The sequence below is a fragment of the Bacteroides cutis genome (genome assembly GCF_900241005.1).
GTDB lineage: Bacteria > Bacteroidota > Bacteroidia > Bacteroidales > Bacteroidaceae > Bacteroides > Bacteroides cutis.
The window spans coordinates 569824-587383 of sequence record NZ_OEST01000002.1 but is presented as its reverse complement, the minus strand read 5'-3'; the positions used below and the strand labels follow the sequence as shown (position 1 = coordinate 587383).

The window sequence follows — 17560 nt, the reverse complement described above, 5'->3', positions numbered from 1 at the left end:
CCACTCTTCCGGTGTTTTTATTTCGAGAACAGAAAAAATAGGACTATATTTGTAGCAGTTTATGCGCAATCAATCACAGAGTATGAAGAAAGGTTTCCGCTACGTACTATTTGTAACCGTCGTACTTTTATTAGCATCTTGTTCTGCCACGAAATACGTGCCGGAGGGTTCGTATTTGTTGGATGAAGTGCGTATACAGACAGATAATAAGGAAATTAAACCTTCCAGTCTTTCCATGTATGTCCGTCAAAATCCTAATTCCAAATGGTTCAGTTTGATGAAGACTCAGTTGTATGTTTACAACTGGTCGGGAAGTGACTCTACACGTTGGATAAACCGTACTTTGCGTAAGTTAGGAGATGCTCCAGTAATCTATAATGAGGAAGAAACTAATCGTTCCGGTGAGGAAATGAGGAAAGCCGTACAAAACATGGGATATATGGGGGCTACGGTAGAACCTGTGCGGCATATCAAAAAGAAAAAGTTAAAATTGATTTATAGAGTAACGAGTGGGAAACCTTATAAGATACGTTCTATAAGATATGATATCCAAGATGATAAAATCAAGGAATACATGTGTCATGATTCTGCAGCAACATATCTGTCGGAAGGAATGTTTTTTGATGTAAATTTGTTGGATGGAGAACGTCAACGTATTACCGATAATCTTCTGCGTAATGGTTATTATAAATTCAATAAGGAATATATTTCTTATACGGCAGATACAGTCAAAAATACTTATCTGGTAGATCTGACCATGCATTTATTGCCTTATAAACAACGTAATGATGATGTACCCCAAAATCATCGCCAATACTATATTGATAAGGTGAATTTTATAACAGACTACAATGTCTTAGAAGCTTCTGCTTTGAGTAGTATAGAAGTTAATGATTCTGTGCACTATAAAGGGTTTCCTATCTACTACAAAGATAAATTGTATCTACGTCCTAAAGTATTGACCAATAATCTTCGTATTGTACCTGGCAGTTTGTATAATGAGCAAGATGTACAACGTACATATTCTAATTTTGGGCGTTTGCAGGCTTTGAAATATACTAATATCCGTTTTTCTGAAACTCAAATAGGAGATACTTCTAAACTGAATGTGTATGTGATGTTGACAAAAAGCAAGCACAAATCTGTATCATTTGAGTTAGAAGGAACTAACTCTGCAGGTGATCTAGGAGCCGCTGCATCTGTTTCATTCCAAAATCGGAATATGTTCAAGAGTTCGGAAACCTTTATGGTGAAACTGCGTGGGGCTTACGAAGCCGTATCTGGTATACAAGGTGGATATAACCATGAAGACTATACTGAGTTGGGTGCAGAGGCTACCATTAACTTTCCACGTTTTTTATTTCCGTTTTTATCTAATGACTTTAGAAGGAAAATTCGTGCTACTACCGAGTTTGGTGTACAATACAATTATCAGATACGTCCGGAGTTTTCACGTATAGTAGCGTCGGCGAACTGGAGCTATAAGTGGGGATTGCAACGACAACGTGCACAACACCGTATTGATATTCTGGATATAAACTATTTGTACATGCCTTCCATTTCAAATGAGTTTCGTGAGAAATATTTAGAAAATGAACAGAACTATATTCTGAAATATAACTATGATGATCGTTTGATTGTACGTACAGGTTATGGCTTTACGTATAATAGTGCTGGACAAGCATTGATGAATAACACAGTTATCGGTAATTCTTATTCCATCCGTTTTAATTTTGAGTCTGCGGGTAATTTACTTTATGTATTTGCTAAAATGGCGAATATGAAGAAGAACGGTGAAGGAGAGTATTCTCTTTTAAGTATCCCATTCGCACAATACCTCAGAGGTGATTTTGATTTTGCAAAAAATGTAGTTATCGATAATCGTAATTCCATAGCGTTTCATGTAGGAGCGGGCATTGCTATTCCTTACGGTAACGCAACTATTGTTCCGTTTGAAAAGCGTTATTTCTCAGGTGGTGCCAACAGTGTACGTGGATGGTCTGTCCGTGATTTGGGACCGGGTGCTTTTCCTGGGGATAGAAATTTCATGAACCAATCGGGGGACATAAAATTGGATGTAAATGTAGAGTATCGTACGCGTCTGTTTTGGAAATTCAGAGGTGCCGTCTTTGTAGATGCGGGTAATATTTGGACATTGCGTGATTATAAAGATCAGCCGGGTGGTAAATTTAAGTTTAATAAATTTTATAAGCAGATAGCTGTAGCATATGGTTTGGGATTACGTCTGGATCTTGATTTTTTTGTTCTGCGCTTTGACGGTGGTATGAAAGCCATCAATCCAGTTTATGAGACAGGAAAGGATCGTTATCCCATTATTCATCCAAAATTCAGTCGAGATTTTGCTTTCCATTTTGCAGTGGGATATCCGTTCTAAAAAAGTGAGAAATTGATGAAAAATGAAGATTAAAAAATAAAGGCTACGCAATTCATTAGCATTGTGTAGCCTTCAATTTCTAATTTTTATTTATCTTGCGGCATAATAAGTATTAATCATTGTTGCTTGACGTGCAGCAGCTACACCTTGTGCATCCAAAGTAACAGTTAAATCTTCGCCATTGGGTAAAGTTATTTGTGCAGTACCATTATTGTTCATTTGCAGCAACTCAGTACTTATACCATCAGTAACGACATTCCAAGTATTCAAGTTCTTATCATAGATTAATTCCATAGAGACAGTTTCACCTTCTTTAGTAATGGAATAACCATTTTCGAGAGTTTCTACCAAGTAGTTACCGTTCTCGCCTTTCACTTTTTTCACATCACCTACACTTGCCATAGGATTACTTCCACTCCAGAATTCAATAGAGTTGATGACCAAAGCATCAGCCAAATAACATACACCATATACCGGAATGATGTTGAACGCAAGATACACAAGTTCGTTAACGAACTTATTACCAATACCCTGGTTCCAATTTACCAGTTTGCTATGCAATCCGAAAGAACCAATACAAGAACTGAAAAGAAAAGCTCCACAAACCATTACAGTTGCAGCCATTTTCAAATTGAACTTTTTCATAATCACTTTCTTTATTTTACTGTGTTTATTGAGATTAATATCTCATTAGTAGTTTTAAACATTTGCAAATATATATATATTTCTTAAAATGCCTCACAAAGAAAGTACAAAATGTACTATTTGTAAAATAAAAGTAGTTTATTTCTCTCTTTTTGCTAACACAGATTTAGCAATCCAATGATCTACGGCAAATTTACCTGGCCCTATTATGTACATAAGGACAAATGTTACTAAATATATGAAGGCAAGCTCTTTCACCACAAATGGATCATTACCATGAATGACAAAAAATGCTATACACATTGTAAATATCATGGGAAGCATTGCTAATCTATATAAGAATCCTATTATAAATGCCATAGAACAAGCCATTTCTCCAAAAATAGCTAATCCCAAAGACAGGGGACCGCCTATACCCAGTGGATCGGGAAATACAGTGGACAGTTCTTGATAGTTTGACCACTTCTCAATGCCATGGTTCATCAGTAGTACACCAAATATAATTCTGACTATTAATAAGATTAATGATATATAAGTTTCATTCGGTCTGGTAGGAAATAAAAATCGATAAAGCATATTCATTTGTTTTTAAGTTGATATAGTATTATAACAAATTTTTATGAGTAAATGTTTATTCCCGTTTCAGTGGTTTGATGATAATACGTAGGGATGGGTCGTATGTGAAATAACTCCACATCCAGTCTGTGAAGATAAATAGACGGTTTTTCACACCCACGATGCTCATCAGGTGAATAAATAACCATATTATCCATGCTATAAAACCGCCGAAACGTAGTTTCTTAAGCTCTACTACTGCATGATTACGTCCGATGGTTGCCATAGAACCTTTATTATGATACTCGAATGTCCGTAAAGGTAACCCGTCTACTATACGATGTAAATTATATATTAGATTTTTGGCTTGCTGAATAGCGGGTTGTACCACTTGCGGATACCCTTTAGGATATTCAGTAGAGGTCATAAAGGCTGTATCTCCAATAGCAAAAATGTTAGGATAATCATTTAACTGATTGAAACTATTGACTTTTAATCTGTTTCCTAGATCGTAAACTTCAGAAGGTAGTCCTTGGAGACTATTGGCTTTTACGCCAGCTACCCAAAAGACATTCTTAGTTTCTATAGAAGTGTTGTCACCTAACATCAATAGGTTGTTTTCGTAACTGTTGACGCGTACATCAAGCTTGATTTCAACATCCCGTTTTTTCAAATAATCAGTTACGTCTTCTGAGGATCTTTCTGAAAAAGCAGATAGAAGTCGGGAAGCACCATCTATCAGAATAATACGCATTTCGTTGATATTCAAATCGGGATAGTCTTGTGGTAACACAAATTTCTTCATTTCTGCCAAAGCACCTGCTAGTTCGATACCTGTGGCTCCGCCACCTACAATCGCAAATGTCATGAGTCGTTTACGTTCTTCTTCATCGCTAGTATTTTGAGCATGTTCAAAACTCTCTAATATTTGGTTACGATTAAACAAAGCTTCCGAAGTATTTTTTAAAGCCATAGTTCGTTTAGCCATATCATTGTTACCAAAATAATTGGTGTCACATCCAGTAGCAATTACCAGATAATCGTAGGCTAATGTACCGATAGATGTTTCCAACAGGGAATTTTGGGGGATAATGCGTTCTGCTACGCAAATCCGTAGATGAAAATGTTTTCGTCTTTTAAAGATTTTTCGAAAGGGAAAGGAAATAGCACTCGGTTCGATACCTGCTGTAGCTACTTGATAAAGTAAAGGCTGGAAGATATGGTGATTGTTCTTATCTAATAAAACTATTTGAAACTTATTACTTTTTAATTTTCTAGCAAGTTTTAGTCCCCCAAAACCGCCACCGACGATTACTAATCGTTTTCGTCCTTCTTTATCTGGGATATCCATTGCTGTTTTCATATTCAAGTCGTTCATTGTTCATATTAAAGAAACACTGAAAACGAAAGAATGTTCTATTGCAAGATTGTATAATATATAAATATGTAGTTTTGTCTGCCGAAGTTACGAAAATAGTGTATTTTATTGGAAATGAGCATATGTTAATCGCTCATGATAGTAATAGGTTACGATTTAGTTAGTTATCTGCTGCATTATTCTTCTGCGCGTTGCGTAACCTTCAAAGAACTCTTCGTATGCAAAAGTAACAATAAAACGGGAGATTTTGATATGAATCTCCCTGATTTTTTTCTATCTCATACAAGTTTTTCCGTAAAAGCGGCTTTATTCGTCGGCACACCATCGCCCAAAAGGATTTTGAACGAACGTGTGCCGACTACTGCATAAGCGGAGAAAAGAGCTTTGCCTCACGCCTAAACGACAGTTTAGACTGATGAGGCAAGGCCCATTTCTTTTGTGCTTATGCCGAAGAGGTGCTTTTACGGTTTTTCAGATGATTTTTCTTTTTCGCTGTTCTTTTGAGCCGGAAGCGGAAAGCCGTGTATGACCGTTTGCCCATAAATGGAACAAGCCGTCACCCACAGCTGGCAAACCGGGAAGAATGATTTTATCTGCCCGCCCCGACACGTCCGGCCAGACAGATAAAACCATACTTCCTTGCAGGTGGTTTGCCCGGTTTCACGCTACCGACTATGTCCTTTTTTGGGGGGACTTCCTTTTTTCACGGATTTCTCTTTTGAAGTTTTCTGTCTAATCTGCCTCTACTTCCGTTTACCTCCATTTTCGCGCCTTTCAGTGAGTCGCATCAGGCAGTCATTTCCGTTCTGGGCGCAAAGGTAACTCCGGGATTTGACGGGAAAGCAAGGTCAAGCCTCCTGTTTTCGGGAAAAATCTCCAGCCCTTCGGGTAGTATTTTTCCCGAAAAAACTTGCATTCCCTAATCCCTACCTTTTTAAGCACCCGAAACGAAAACGACCGATGCGACAGAAAGACGCATAAAAAAAATGTCGGATAAACGAGAGGCAGATAAGATAGTTTGAAACTCAACTCCCTCAGCTCTTGAATCCGCATTAAAAACAAAAAATCAAAAACAGAACGGATATGGGAACAACAATGGCAACAAAATTCGTGGCTTGGGAAGTGCCAACATTGGAAGCACTAAAAGGCAGTAAGGTTTACATTCTTCGTGAGAAACTGAACAACGGAGGACAGATGAACCGAGAGGAAAAGGATTGGCTTACACGCAACGTGAACAGCAACACCTATTTCAAGAGCGCAATACTCCTGCAAGGCTGGAGGTTTGACTTCTCCGATGTACTCCGCACGTTTATCGTGTGCCAATACGGACATTGGACGGAATACAAGGCAACAGACAAGACCGGACTTCGCAGATACCTATACGGCAGGATAGACAACATTGTAGAACTTGAAAAATAGCGAGGATATGACAGCAACGGCAGACTTCAAACAAGTGGCGCAATACATAGGGCTTGCGATATGCACCCTAATCATGCGCATCGTCCTTTGGGTATCCGGCATCCTTTGGGGCATCGTCAGAGAGATAGTAAACGGAGTGTTCCGAGTGGCGATAGGCATAATCGTGGCTATCCTCTCCACAATCGCCTTATTCGGCTTCATCCTTTGGTTATTCACCCTTTAATCTTACCGACAGCGATATGAAAACGACAGACCATTTCAAGAGAACGATACAGATGTATTTGGAGCAACGTGCAGCGGAAGATGCGCTCTTTGCGAAGAACTACCGCAACCCTGCCAAGAACATAGATGACTGCGTGACCTACATTCTGAACTATGTGCAGAAAAGCGGTTGCAACGGCTTCACGGACGGGGAGATATACGGACAAGCCGTACACTACTATGACGAGAACGAGATAGAGGTGGGCAAGCCTATCCAGTGTCAGATAGCCGTGAACCACGTGGTGGAACTCACCACAGAGGAAAAGGCGGAGGCACGTCAGAAGGCTCTCCGACAATATCAAGAGGAGGAAGTCCGCAAGTTGCAGAACCGCAACAAGCCGAGAACCGCCACCAAAGCGACCACCCAAGAAGTACAACAACCCTCATTATTTGATTTAGGCTTATGAAACCGAGAACACAGATACAGCAGGAAGTCGCACGGCTGAGCAAGCGACTACCGAGATTGACCGCCACGCAAAAGGCATACGCTTTCCGCCATTGCTTCAAGCATTACGCAATCAAGAGAGCGGACGGCACGAACATCTGCACTGAGTGCGGACATTCGTGGAAGAGCGACCACGACCTTGCGGACACCCTTTGCGGATGTACCTGCCCCCATTGCGGTATGTCATTGGAAGCGTTGCGCACCCGAAAGAGCGTTTTCAGCGAAAACGAATACTTCTCCATCGTCACCACCAGCAAGCAATACCAAGTGATACGCTTCTTCTTCGTCAAGTCCCGATACAAGGCAGGGCAGGCAGCCGAGTATTCCATTTATGAAGTGGTGCAGAGGTGGATTTCGCCCGATGGAAAGACAACGACCGTTGCCCGACTGCGTGGAATGTCAATGTTGTATTATGACCAATGGTCTGAATACAGCGACATGGAGGTACGCAAGAACAACAGGCTTCACGCATACGATATAGCACCTATGTGTACCTATCCCCGACAGCGTTTCATCCCCGAACTGAAACGCAACGGCTTCAATGGGGACTATCACAACACACTGCCGTATGACCTTTTCACGGCTATCCTTTCCGACAGCCGAGCCGAAACACTCTTGAAAGCAGGGCAATATGCCATGTTGCGGCATTATATCCGTAGTTCCTTTGATATGGGACGGTATTGGGCATCCGTCAAGATTTGCATCCGCAACGGTTACACCATTTCGGACGGCTCCGTATGGTGCGACACCATTGACCTCCTGCGTCATTTTGGCAAGGACACGAACAGCCCGAAATACGTCTGCCCTGCCGACCTCAAAGCGGAACACGATAAGTTGGTGAGAAAACGCAACCTGCAAAGGGAGCGTGAGCGGACGGAACAGCAACGGCAAAAGGCGATTGAAGACGAGAAGAACTATCTGAAAGCCAAAGGCATCTTCTTCGGACTTGTGTTCTCTGACAGCCTTATCTGCATCAAGGTCATAGAGAGCGTTGAGGAAATGGTAGAGGAAGGACGGATGATGCACCATTGTGTGGGCGGTTATCATAACAAGGCAAACTCCCTTATCCTATCCGCCACCATTGACGGCAAACGGATTGAAACGATAGAAGTGTCACTGAAAACGCTGAAAGTGGTACAGAGCAGAGGGGTATGCAATTCCAATACCGAGTACCATGACCGCATCATCCGGCTTGTGGAGGACAATACCGAACTTATCCGTCAGCGGATGAACGCAGCATAACATTAACCTATAATACAGAACAATATGGAAGTAAGATTTGAAAGTATGGTTTGCTTGTGGGACGATAAAATTCCCACGATGTTCCTTGAGTTTATGAACCTCCTCACTTTTTGTCAAAGTGAGGAGCAGTTAAGGGCAAGTGTCAAGGACTTTGCCGAGAAGCACGAACTTGACAAGTTCTTCCTTTACGGCTTCGGCTCACACCATTTCTACATGCACCAACGCTACACAAGCAATCCCGAAATGGTGATGCAGAACAGAGTTTTGTCAGTACATTTCTAACCATCTAAAAAAACAACGATTATGAGTACACGGATGACCATCAACGGAGTAAGCACCTGCACGAAAGCAGGGACAGAGAAATACGAGAAGTTCCAAACAGGCATCGGCAGACGCAAGCGGACACTTGTGCAATACGACTACCGCCACACGGACGGGGAATTGTTCTCTTGTGTGAAACCCACGTTGGACGAGTGCCGAGCCACACGGGACAAGTGGCTGACGGCAAAAAGAGGAAAGGAGGACAAGCAATGAACGAAGCAGGCTACCAAACGCTGATAGTCAAGTTCGGCAAGCCTATCACGGAATTGGACGGCATCTTTGACGATGCCGAAGCGTGGGGAGTGGAAACCCTTAAAGGGTGGATAGAGGACTATGAGAGCAGTCGGTTTACCGCCATTGACAGCCACACGGCAGTCATAACGAGCGAGTACAATATGGAGTGTGTGAAAACATGGTTGGAACGGAACACACCAATAGCCGAGAAAACAGAATTTTGAGCGTTTAGGCGGTGTCCGCACCGCCCGAACATAACACCCAAAGAAGAATGAATATGATAGCAAAGACGATTTTGGAGCAGATAGGTGGCAGACGCTTTGCCGCCATGACGGGAAGCAAAGACTTCATAGACATGGGCAACGGCTTACGCATGAGCCTTGCGAGGAACAAGACGAGTGCCAACCGCCTTGACATCATCTATGATGCAGGGGCAGACCTCTACAATATGCGCTTCTACCGCAGGACGTTCAGTAAAAAGACATTCGAGTGTAAGACGAAGGACATTGAAACGCACGAGGGGATATATTGCGATATGCTGGAGGAAATGTTCACGATGGTGACGGGGCTTTACACCCGTTTTTGAGAGGTGGGCGGCGAAAGCCGCCCTACTTTCTTTCAGTGAGCATGATGGCGGACAAAGAAAGTAGCAAAGAAACCTCTGTGCCAATCTTCGATAAAACCAGTCTTATAAAGATATGATTTGTTCCCAATTGTAATTAGGATTAGAGAAATGTCCGTATATAGAAGTTGGTTGATATATAGGATTCTTTAATTTTAACAACTCAATTATTGCATTAGGTCTAAAATCGAATTTTGATAGAATAAATTGTTTCAATTTTGTAGAATTGGATTCTTTGTCTGTGGAAACATTTAGCATGGTAGGCTGTTCTTCTCCAAACAAATAAGCCACTGCTATTTTGCATTCTTTTTCTAATCCGTTTGCGACTATGTTTTTTGCAACAAATCGAGCCATGTAAGCAGCACTTCTATCTATTTTGCTCGGATCCTTTCCAGAAAAAGCACCTCCGCCATGTGTTACCAAACCGCCATAAGTGTCTATCATTATTTTACGACCAGTTAATCCTGTATCGTTAACAAACCCACCTTTATAAAATTTTGATTTCCTATTTATCTGAATATCTACATTTATACAATCAATCAGTTGAGTTAAAACCTTCTGTTTTATTTCATTTTCAATGAAATCTGGATGAATATTCTCCTTATGCTGTACATTGATTATCAATTGTTCAAGATTATTTTCGCTAATTGTGACTTGTACTTTCCCATCAGGGAGGAGATAATCTACGCTCTTTCTATACGTATCAATCTCTTTGGCTATTAAATTAGATAAATATACACCATACGGAAGATAATTATATTGATTGTTTATAGCATAACCATACACAATACCTTGGTCGCCAGCTCCACCGTTCATAACAGCATCATTTAGTTGTCTTGATTGTGAAGTCAAAAAGTTCAGTATGTTTAATTTTTCACAATAGCCTATGGATTGATATACATCATTGACAATTTTCTCAATATCAACCCTTTTATTTTGAGTACTAATTTCTCCAGCAACAATTAAATTATTACCACTTCCCAAGCATTCTATTGCTGTATGGGCATTACAATCTTGCATCAAGAAAGCATCCAAAAGAGCATCACTTATTTGGTCGCATATTTTATCGGGATGTCCTTGTAATACACTTTCTGTTGTATATTTGTCTAAATTATCGAATATCATAATTCTGTTTTATACAGCTCCATTCTTCTGTTAATTTATTGTTTAGTTTTTTGTACACAGAATTACTATTCGGAGATTTATTATATGCCAATGTCGTTTCATATTCAAGTACCATATATATAGCATCCTGAATAGTTTTATTTTTAGTTGATTTAGGTGTGCTAAAAATTTGTTTGAATTTATCACACAAATTCTTTAATCTAAAAAAGAATGCTATGTGGTATATCAGTTCTATTAAGAACAATGACGATAAAAATAGTTGCAAGAATGGTATGGCAACGACGTTATCTTTTATTCCGTAGTATGCAAATATCAAAAGCAAACCAAATAGTATTGTGTTCTTTATTGCCATTTTAGGCAACATCACTTTAATGATATTATATGTAAAAAAACAATTCTCATAACAATTAACCAACATTTTATATGGTCCTTTCTCAATAGAATCATTATCGTAATAATTCAAAACTGGCTTTTCCAGCAATTTCGTGCCTAATGAATTGTCGATAAATCCTTTCCGTCTTTCATTAGCAGCCATAGGTTGCATTATAATTTCTACGATTATATATAATATACCATACCCTATAATAGAAATATAATTCAAAACATTAAACAAATTAGCAATCCATTTTATAGAATCTAATGAATGGCTTATACAATTTATTTGGAACGTTTGGAGTAATATTGAACATATGAATGTACTCCAGAGGAATCCATTTTCGATATTGCGCCAAAAAGCAATCGTCTTGTAGCTTATCTCATACGGTAATTGTCTATCCATATCCTTTATTTTTTGCAAAGTTACATGAAAAAAGCGAAACTACTTGAATGAGTCACTTGTAAAATCAAGTACTGACCATCAATTAAAATATTGATATAACATAAACTCCGATAAAGCATCCCCAACTTCATCGGAGTTTATGTTGTCGGACACTTACTTTTTATGGTACATACAGTAGCGCAAACTCCGCCTTTCTCCGTTTGAGCAGCATGGCATGACGTTTACCCTTGTAGTTGCAGAAAGCGATATACTCCCGATAGATGTTCCTATCGCCTGCCTCCAACTTTCGGATCAGCGTGCTTTTGGGTATCTTTCCGCTTCCCAACAGACGGTACGGACCGACATTGTAGGCGAGCGTGGCAAGCAAGAGCGAATCCTTCCCGAACTGCCGGAACATCGCGCAGAACTTCCGCAGGTCTTTCCGCAGAAGCGCGTCCGCCTGCCGCTTCGTCATGGTGCGTGCCGAATACCTTTCGCCCGGCTGCAACCGATGTCCATATCCTACATACGGGTGATGTTTTTCCGAATGCCAGCCCTCAAAATACTTCGTGCATCGTACTGCCCTCTCGAATGGTGGCAGCCGGTAGATAGCCGCCTGCCCGTCCGTTCCCTCATGGCGGCTGTCCCGTGCGGACACGGAACAGACCGTCAGAAGCGAACAGAGGATAGCCATGAATACACGCATCATCGTGTAAGGGGCTTGAAGTTCCCGATGGGGACAACAGTGATAACCCCGTCATCCTTCACGTTTCGGTTGTTGAAGTCAAATTCCAACTCATAGGAGTTGCCGAAATTGTCCTCCACTACCACGATGAAGTTGTGCGCCTCCTCACCATCCGCCGTGTAGTACAGCCGGAACTTCTCGTTTTCGAGCAGGTAGCGGTCATTGGGCAGGAACGTGATACCGTTGTCCATTTTCAGCGTTCCTTCTCCCTCGAACTGGAAATACCGGATAGTATAGAGGGTATTGGCGAAGTCGCCCGTCTTTTTCAGCTCACAGCGTATTTCAACCGTCTGTCCCTTCGTCACTTTGTTCGGCACAGGCATAGTTTCCACCGTGAAAGGATAGGATTGCTGGATGTCCATATCGTCGTCACACGAAATAAGCGTGAGCGACACGGCGGCGAACAGGCAGAGTGCCAACGCCTTGAAGATTGATATTCTCTTGTTCTTGTTGTTCAGTATGTTCATTGTCTTTTGATTTATAAGTTATTGTTCATTTCTTTTTTCGTTGTCAGTTGCAGATACTCGTTCAAGTCCTTGCAACCGTCATAGAGGGCGGAACGGTCACAGACACGTTCCCCATAGTGTCCTTTCAGCATTTCCAACGTCCGCCGTCCGGCTTCGTCACGGTCGAGGTAACAGTCTATGCGCCCGTAACCGTCCAGATACCTCATAGCCTTTTCCACATTGGCGACGGAGTTCAGCACAAGGCAGTCGCCCGTTTCCAATCCGAGCGTGACGGCGGAAAGAAAGTCCATGAAGCCCTCGAACACGCTGCACACATCAGCCTGAGAACTTTCCATTTTGACCAGCGACACATCCTTCGGAGGCACGCTGCCTTTGAAAAAACGGCTGCGGATTTCAAAGCCGCCCGCTACGTTCGGAAAACCGACGGCGAAATACCGCTTGCCACGCACTCTATAATTCAGTCGGCAACAATACCGGGATGCAATGCCGTAAGGGATGCCACGTTCCGCCAGATAGTCCGTCAGTGGAGAATGAAGCAGTGGGGCGGTTTCCATACCCTCAAAGGCAGGTTCTGACCGTTTAGGCAGGAAAGTCGGTTTACTCACTTCGGGAACAGGCATAGGCATATTGGCGGTTTCCGCTATGAACTTCACTTGTTCCATGAAGTCGTTGCTTCCGATAAACTCCCCGGCAAGCGTGAAGATGTCACCGCCCTTGCCCGTTCCGAAGTCGTACCAAAGCTGTTTTGCCACGTTCACACGGAAAGAGGGCGTGCGCTCATTGCGGTATGGCGCACGATACCACAACTCGTTGCCGCTTCTTCGGACAGGCTCATGTCCTAACCGTGCGAGGAAGTCCGCAAGGGGTATCTGCCTCATGGCGTCGATTTCCGTCCGTTCCATGCAGTGCGTTAGTTAATGATAAACTTGATGCCCACGCCCCACTGCGTATGAAACTTCCTCGTGTCGCCACCCCACAGGCAACGCTCCCGGAGATTGGCAAGCAGAGCAATACGGTCAGCCACGTAAAGCTCCATATCGAGCGTCAGCGCACCACCGTAGATGAAGGCGTCCCGGTCATGGAGCGTGGAGCCGTCATGCAGCACCTTCTCGCCCCAGTTCACTGATTCATATCCGGCAAGAGCCGAAGCCCCTGCATAGACGAACACGATTTTTCGGGCATCGGAAAGTATTTTGAAGTAGTATCCGCCCTCCGCCGTGAACTGCGCCACGGGTATTTTCCCGTCCTTGTAAGGGTTGTTCTTCAACAGGTATTCGCCACCGAACACCCATTTGTTCCCCTTTTTCGTGTAGGTGGAAAGAGCCGCCCCGAAACTGTATCCGCCGTCGTTGCCGCCGGGATTGAAGCCGTCCGCCATATTCGCCCTGACCTCGATGCCCTGCATCTTCGGCAGGCATCGCTGGGCGTGCGCTTGCCCCGTACACAGGGCAAGCGACGCGATGATTATTGCGATGTACTTTCTCATGGTCAGCGCACTTGAAGTTCGTTGATGGTATTGGCACGTACCAAGTCCTCGTTTTCAATCACGAAAGACTGGTGGCGACCTCCGTTCTTCTCGTTGAGTTCCACCACGATGCATTTGTCATCGGGGATGGTGAACTTCGCCATCGTGAATACCGTGCGCTCGCTCTTCTTGCCCGGCACGAGCGTGGCGTAATTCTGCGCACGGAGCGGCAAGATGATCTGCTCCTGCACGGCGGTACGCTTCGCCACCTTCTTGTCCACGATTTTCCATGTGACGTAGTCCACATCGAAAGGCACGTTGCTCTGGTTCTTTATCTCCGTATGGAAATAGAGCAAACCGTTATGCGTGTAGATACCTTTAAGCAGGTACTGGATGCCGAATCGCTTGCAGCCGATGTGCTTCACCTCGCGCTTGTTCTGCTTGTGGATGGACTTCATGATAAGGCGCACCAGCATCGGGCTTTCGCTACCCAGTTCCTTCAGATAGATTTCCTGCGCGTTGTTCGGGCGGTTTACCTTCTCGCCGTCATGGATGAAGTCGCACATCTCCACGTTGAGCAGCAGCGGTTCGGCTGCATATTTCACGTTGAAGGTATAGAAACTACCGTCCTCCGTTATAACGGACATATTGGTTTCGTTCGGGAAGTTCCTCACGGTAGCTTTCACGCGGATGACGTTCTCCGCTCCGTCGGCTTTGCCCGCAATCAGGTCGGGCGAGCCTAAATCGACATAACGCACTTCCGAGGGGAAAATGACGTGGACGGTCTTGTCGTAGGTCACTTCCAAACCGTGCGGGGGAACCATGCGGTCGAAGGTCAGCTTCTTTGTCAGCCCGTGATACAGGTCGCCGTCCGCCTCCTTCTGCGGATAGACCTCCTTTGTCAAGGTCGGTTGTTGGCTTTGCCTTCCTCCTCCTTGCAAGGCATAGTCAAGCGAGCTTGCCTCTGCTCTCGCTTCGTTCGTCGGTTCACTTCCATTGTCCGTTCCAACGGTTACGTTCTCCTGCGCGTTGGCAGTTACGATGCCCATAGCGAGGGCAAACATGATGATTACTTTTCTCATTACTTTGGATTTTAGTGGTAAATAAAAATTGGATTGTTGTTGCTTTTTCTGTTTTCAATTTCTGTCCTGATAGAGCATGACCTTGTACCCGGCTTTCAGATGCACTTTGACGGTACGCATCTTCTTGGCGATATACTGGCTCGTGCCTTGTATCAGCCCCTTGCCCAAGTCGGAGGCGAGCTGTGCCCCTGCGTTGGTGGATATATTGATGCTGCTGCCCAGCGATCCGCCCATGTTGGCGGCAACCTCCCTAACGGCATTCATTTCCATAGAGTTCGGAATGAAGATACCGGGCTGCCCGTCCGTGTCATACACCTCCAGCTCTACCGGGATAATCGTACCAGCATATTCCAGCGACGTGATTTCAATATCAAGCCGTTCGCCCTGAATCTTTGCCGTGCCTACCACCACCGCATTACGGGGGATGATTTTGTCCGCTACCGCCATCGGCTCCAACAGACGGAGCTTGACAGCCTGCCCGTCCGTCACACTCTGCGCCCCATAAACGCACGCCGATATGGTGTTTTTGTCCGATACGGTCGTGACGCCCACCGCCGTATTGAAACTGCGGTTACGCTCTTGCGAGAAGGAGGCGACAAACTCGGCGTTGCTCATCGGCTGTGAGAGCGAGGATACAACCTGATGCGCCACCAGCCTGACAGGTGCAGCCGTGTTCTTTCCGGTTTTCTGCACGGGGCAAGGCTCTGCCGCCTGTCCGACAGGTGGCTGTGTGCCGTTCTGTCCGCCCATGTACTTTGCCGCCAGTTCATAGGACTTCTCCATGAGTGCCACTTGGTCATCCATAGCGGACACCTTGCCTTTCTCGCTTTCCAATTCCGATTCCAGCGAGGCGATACGCTCCAACAGTTCATCCATTTCCGCATTGTCGTTCTTCGGTTGCTCATAGAAGTTGCCGAGCGTGGCATTGAGGTCGCGGTAGGCGGCTGCGGAGGATTGGATGGTCTTCGGTGCGGACTTCACGTTCTCTTCCGTTCCTCCGGGATTGGCAAGGTCGAAGTCCCTGCCGCTGTCCGTTTCCGCCACCTCGCGGTCGAACATATCGCCCAGTTCCTGCATGGCGCGGCTGCGGTTCTCCTGCCGTTCCTCCATCGCCCCCTGTTCGTATGCTTTCGCCTTGTCGCCGATAATCTGACGGTTCGCCTTGTCTGCGTCGGGCATTTCGATGTTGTAACCTCCCGTCCCCGGTTGCTGCTCCTTGTCGGAAGATGGGGCGAATATCAGCCACATCGCCCCGATGAATACCAGCACCATAGCGGGCAGCACTATCATTTTCTGACGTTTCAGCCTTTGGGCTTCGGTCAGCGGCTTGCGCTCCTTGGCTTTGCCTTCCTCCTTCGCGCCTTGGCCATTCAAGCAGGCTTGATGGCTCTCGGCTTGGCGTCGGTTCTTCGGTTTCCCGTTGTCGGGAGCCGCCTTGTTCTCGTTTTTAGGTTCATTCTTCGTCTGTTCCATATAAATAAAGTATTACATTATGATTGTTGTCCGGCTTTACGGACAGTTCCACCTGTCCGGCATGGTCTGTTGCTATCCGGCTGCCGTCATTCCTGCCGATGTCATAGACGGCTTTGCCGAAGGTGTAGAGGGCAAGCACCGCGAAAGCGGCGAGCATCGCCAGCACGATGCGTTTGCGTGTCTTCGGGGGCAAACCGTCCAGATAGCCTTTGAGCCTTGCCACCAGCATTTTCTTTTTGTCGTGGATCCTCCAGTACGCACGCCAAAATGATTTTCTGATTTTCTTCATATCCGTTTACCTTTTGATGGTTTGTAAATCCTTGTTCTCGATGATGGTGAATCCCTCGATGGTGAAACCGTTGGGATTGTCGTCCGAACGGGACGAGTTCAAGAGGCGGCACGTGGTCACGAGGCTGCGCTCGGTGACGTTGCTTTGCCGGATGATCTTCTGTGTGGCGTAGGTCACGGCACGGTAGGGATAGCCGTTGAAGTCGCATACCACGCTGTCCACCTTCAGCACCTGATTGATGTTTCCGGCGATGATGCGGTTGTAGTATCCCTTCTCGGCGAAGTCCGAATAGTAGTTGTACACGCTTTTGTCTGCCAGCAGCAGGGCGCGTTTCACGTTATGCTCTATCGCGCTCTTTTCGGGTGAGAGTGTGAAGAAAAGCTCGTGGAAGCGGCGCACGTGTTCCCTTGCCTCCGCCGGACGATTCTGCGACAAGTCCTGCGAGAGAGCCAGCATCAGCGACTTGCCGTTGTCCAGCACGTAAATCTTTTCCCGTTGCCGTTCCGCAAAGCGGTAGGAACTCCACACGCTCCATACCGTTATCACGGCGCACAGCGAGAGGAAGACGATACCGAACAGGCGTATCTGCCTGAACGATGATTCGATGTTTTTAAGTGACTTAAATTCCATTGTTATTTAT

General features: G+C 44.7%; 23 protein-coding genes. 9 read left to right on the top strand and 14 right to left on the bottom strand.

Features of this window, described 5'->3' with window-relative positions; genetic code table 11:
- The first annotated feature begins 82 nt into the window (after nucleotides 1-82).
- Entirely contained in the window at nucleotides 83-2395 is a 2313-nt protein-coding gene (gene tamL / locus C1A09_RS06595; protein ID WP_101542863.1) for a translocation and assembly module lipoprotein TamL, read from the top strand.
- A 90-nt stretch (nucleotides 2396-2485) separates the two neighbouring features.
- Here the strand turns inward: tamL and C1A09_RS06590 are convergent, their stop codons facing one another.
- The 4 genes from C1A09_RS06590 to C1A09_RS16305 all read right to left on the bottom strand — a co-directional run bounded on the left by C1A09_RS06590 (nucleotide 2486) and on the right by C1A09_RS16305 (nucleotide 5606).
- The gene (locus C1A09_RS06590) at nucleotides 2486-3040 is read right to left on the bottom strand and encodes a DUF3332 domain-containing protein (RefSeq protein WP_101542862.1); all 555 of its coding nucleotides are present in this window, start codon (nucleotides 3038-3040) and stop codon (nucleotides 2486-2488) included.
- 138 nt (nucleotides 3041-3178) lie between these two features.
- A complete protein-coding gene (locus C1A09_RS06585; RefSeq protein ID WP_101542999.1) occupies nucleotides 3179-3616 on the bottom strand; it encodes a DoxX family protein in 438 nt (145 codons plus the stop codon).
- Nucleotides 3617-3671: 55 nt separating this feature from the next.
- Nucleotides 3672-4958: an NAD(P)/FAD-dependent oxidoreductase gene (locus C1A09_RS06580; RefSeq protein WP_101542998.1), complete on the bottom strand. Its 1287-nt coding sequence runs from the start codon at nucleotides 4956-4958 to the stop codon at nucleotides 3672-3674.
- A gap of 486 nt (nucleotides 4959-5444) precedes the next feature.
- Nucleotides 5445-5606 carry a hypothetical protein gene (locus C1A09_RS16305; protein WP_180949186.1) on the bottom strand — a complete coding sequence of 54 codons (162 nt, stop codon included), beginning with the start codon at nucleotides 5604-5606 and terminating at the stop codon, nucleotides 5445-5447.
- A 450-nt stretch (nucleotides 5607-6056) separates the two neighbouring features.
- Between C1A09_RS16305 and C1A09_RS06565 the strand changes: the two genes are divergently transcribed.
- The 8 genes from C1A09_RS06565 to C1A09_RS06530 are packed head-to-tail and all read left to right on the top strand — an operon-like array spanning nucleotide 6057 to nucleotide 9481.
- Nucleotides 6057-6392, top strand: a complete 336-nt coding sequence (locus tag C1A09_RS06565; RefSeq protein WP_005809162.1) for a hypothetical protein — start codon at nucleotides 6057-6059, stop codon at nucleotides 6390-6392.
- Between the two features lie 7 nt (nucleotides 6393-6399).
- On the top strand, nucleotides 6400-6615 hold the full coding sequence (locus C1A09_RS06560; RefSeq protein WP_005809164.1) for a hypothetical protein: 216 nt from the start codon (nucleotides 6400-6402) through the stop codon (nucleotides 6613-6615).
- A 16-nt stretch (nucleotides 6616-6631) separates the two neighbouring features.
- The gene (locus C1A09_RS06555) at nucleotides 6632-7060 is read left to right on the top strand and encodes a PcfK-like family protein (RefSeq protein WP_005809166.1); all 429 of its coding nucleotides are present in this window, start codon (nucleotides 6632-6634) and stop codon (nucleotides 7058-7060) included.
- Entirely contained in the window at nucleotides 7057-8340 is a 1284-nt protein-coding gene (locus tag C1A09_RS06550) for a PcfJ domain-containing protein (RefSeq protein ID WP_036872219.1), read from the top strand. The genes C1A09_RS06555 and C1A09_RS06550 overlap by 4 nt, the downstream gene beginning before the upstream one ends.
- A gap of 24 nt (nucleotides 8341-8364) precedes the next feature.
- Nucleotides 8365-8622 carry a DUF8466 domain-containing protein gene (locus C1A09_RS06545; protein WP_005809172.1) on the top strand — a complete coding sequence of 86 codons (258 nt, stop codon included), beginning with the start codon at nucleotides 8365-8367 and terminating at the stop codon, nucleotides 8620-8622.
- A 21-nt stretch (nucleotides 8623-8643) separates the two neighbouring features.
- Nucleotides 8644-8874, top strand: coding sequence for a DUF3873 domain-containing protein (locus C1A09_RS06540; protein WP_005809176.1), 231 nt, complete (start codon nucleotides 8644-8646; stop codon nucleotides 8872-8874).
- The gene (locus tag C1A09_RS06535; protein ID WP_080594362.1) at nucleotides 8814-9119 is read left to right on the top strand and encodes a DUF6956 domain-containing protein; all 306 of its coding nucleotides are present in this window, start codon (nucleotides 8814-8816) and stop codon (nucleotides 9117-9119) included. The genes C1A09_RS06540 and C1A09_RS06535 overlap by 61 nt, the downstream gene beginning before the upstream one ends.
- A gap of 53 nt (nucleotides 9120-9172) precedes the next feature.
- Nucleotides 9173-9481, top strand: a complete 309-nt coding sequence (locus C1A09_RS06530; protein ID WP_008645427.1) for a hypothetical protein — start codon at nucleotides 9173-9175, stop codon at nucleotides 9479-9481.
- 102 nt (nucleotides 9482-9583) lie between these two features.
- Here the strand turns inward: C1A09_RS06530 and metK are convergent, their stop codons facing one another.
- From metK to traK, 10 genes are all read right to left on the bottom strand, one after another.
- Complete coding sequence (metK, locus tag C1A09_RS06525; protein WP_005809183.1) at nucleotides 9584-10642, bottom strand: methionine adenosyltransferase; 1059 nt, start codon at nucleotides 10640-10642, stop codon at nucleotides 9584-9586.
- Nucleotides 10629-11420: a hypothetical protein gene (locus C1A09_RS06520; protein ID WP_005809185.1), complete on the bottom strand. Its 792-nt coding sequence runs from the start codon at nucleotides 11418-11420 to the stop codon at nucleotides 10629-10631. The genes metK and C1A09_RS06520 overlap by 14 nt, the downstream gene beginning before the upstream one ends.
- A 160-nt stretch (nucleotides 11421-11580) precedes the next feature.
- Nucleotides 11581-12108 (bottom strand): glycoside hydrolase family protein, encoded by a 528-nt coding sequence (locus tag C1A09_RS06515; RefSeq protein WP_005809187.1) that lies wholly within the window; start codon nucleotides 12106-12108, stop codon nucleotides 11581-11583.
- The gene (locus C1A09_RS06510) at nucleotides 12105-12611 is read right to left on the bottom strand and encodes a DUF3872 domain-containing protein (RefSeq protein ID WP_005809189.1); all 507 of its coding nucleotides are present in this window, start codon (nucleotides 12609-12611) and stop codon (nucleotides 12105-12107) included. Before C1A09_RS06510 ends, C1A09_RS06515 begins: the two co-directional genes overlap by 4 nt.
- Before the next feature lie 11 nt (nucleotides 12612-12622).
- Nucleotides 12623-13513 carry a DUF8464 domain-containing protein gene (locus C1A09_RS06505; RefSeq protein ID WP_005809191.1) on the bottom strand — a complete coding sequence of 297 codons (891 nt, stop codon included), beginning with the start codon at nucleotides 13511-13513 and terminating at the stop codon, nucleotides 12623-12625.
- Between the two features lie 8 nt (nucleotides 13514-13521).
- Nucleotides 13522-14097, bottom strand: a complete 576-nt coding sequence (locus C1A09_RS06500; RefSeq protein ID WP_005809192.1) for a conjugal transfer protein TraO — start codon at nucleotides 14095-14097, stop codon at nucleotides 13522-13524.
- Between the two features lie 2 nt (nucleotides 14098-14099).
- A complete protein-coding gene (gene traN, locus C1A09_RS06495; protein ID WP_005809194.1) occupies nucleotides 14100-15158 on the bottom strand; it encodes a conjugative transposon protein TraN in 1059 nt (352 codons plus the stop codon).
- A gap of 54 nt (nucleotides 15159-15212) precedes the next feature.
- The gene (gene traM, locus C1A09_RS06490) at nucleotides 15213-16631 is read right to left on the bottom strand and encodes a conjugative transposon protein TraM (protein ID WP_005809196.1); all 1419 of its coding nucleotides are present in this window, start codon (nucleotides 16629-16631) and stop codon (nucleotides 15213-15215) included.
- The gene (locus C1A09_RS06485) at nucleotides 16612-16920 is read right to left on the bottom strand and encodes a TraL conjugative transposon family protein (protein WP_005809197.1); all 309 of its coding nucleotides are present in this window, start codon (nucleotides 16918-16920) and stop codon (nucleotides 16612-16614) included. Before C1A09_RS06485 ends, traM begins: the two co-directional genes overlap by 20 nt.
- 6 nt (nucleotides 16921-16926) lie before the next feature.
- Nucleotides 16927-17550, bottom strand: a complete 624-nt coding sequence (gene traK, locus C1A09_RS06480) for a conjugative transposon protein TraK (RefSeq protein ID WP_004308925.1) — start codon at nucleotides 17548-17550, stop codon at nucleotides 16927-16929.
- Nucleotides 17551-17560: the final 10 nt, after the last annotated feature.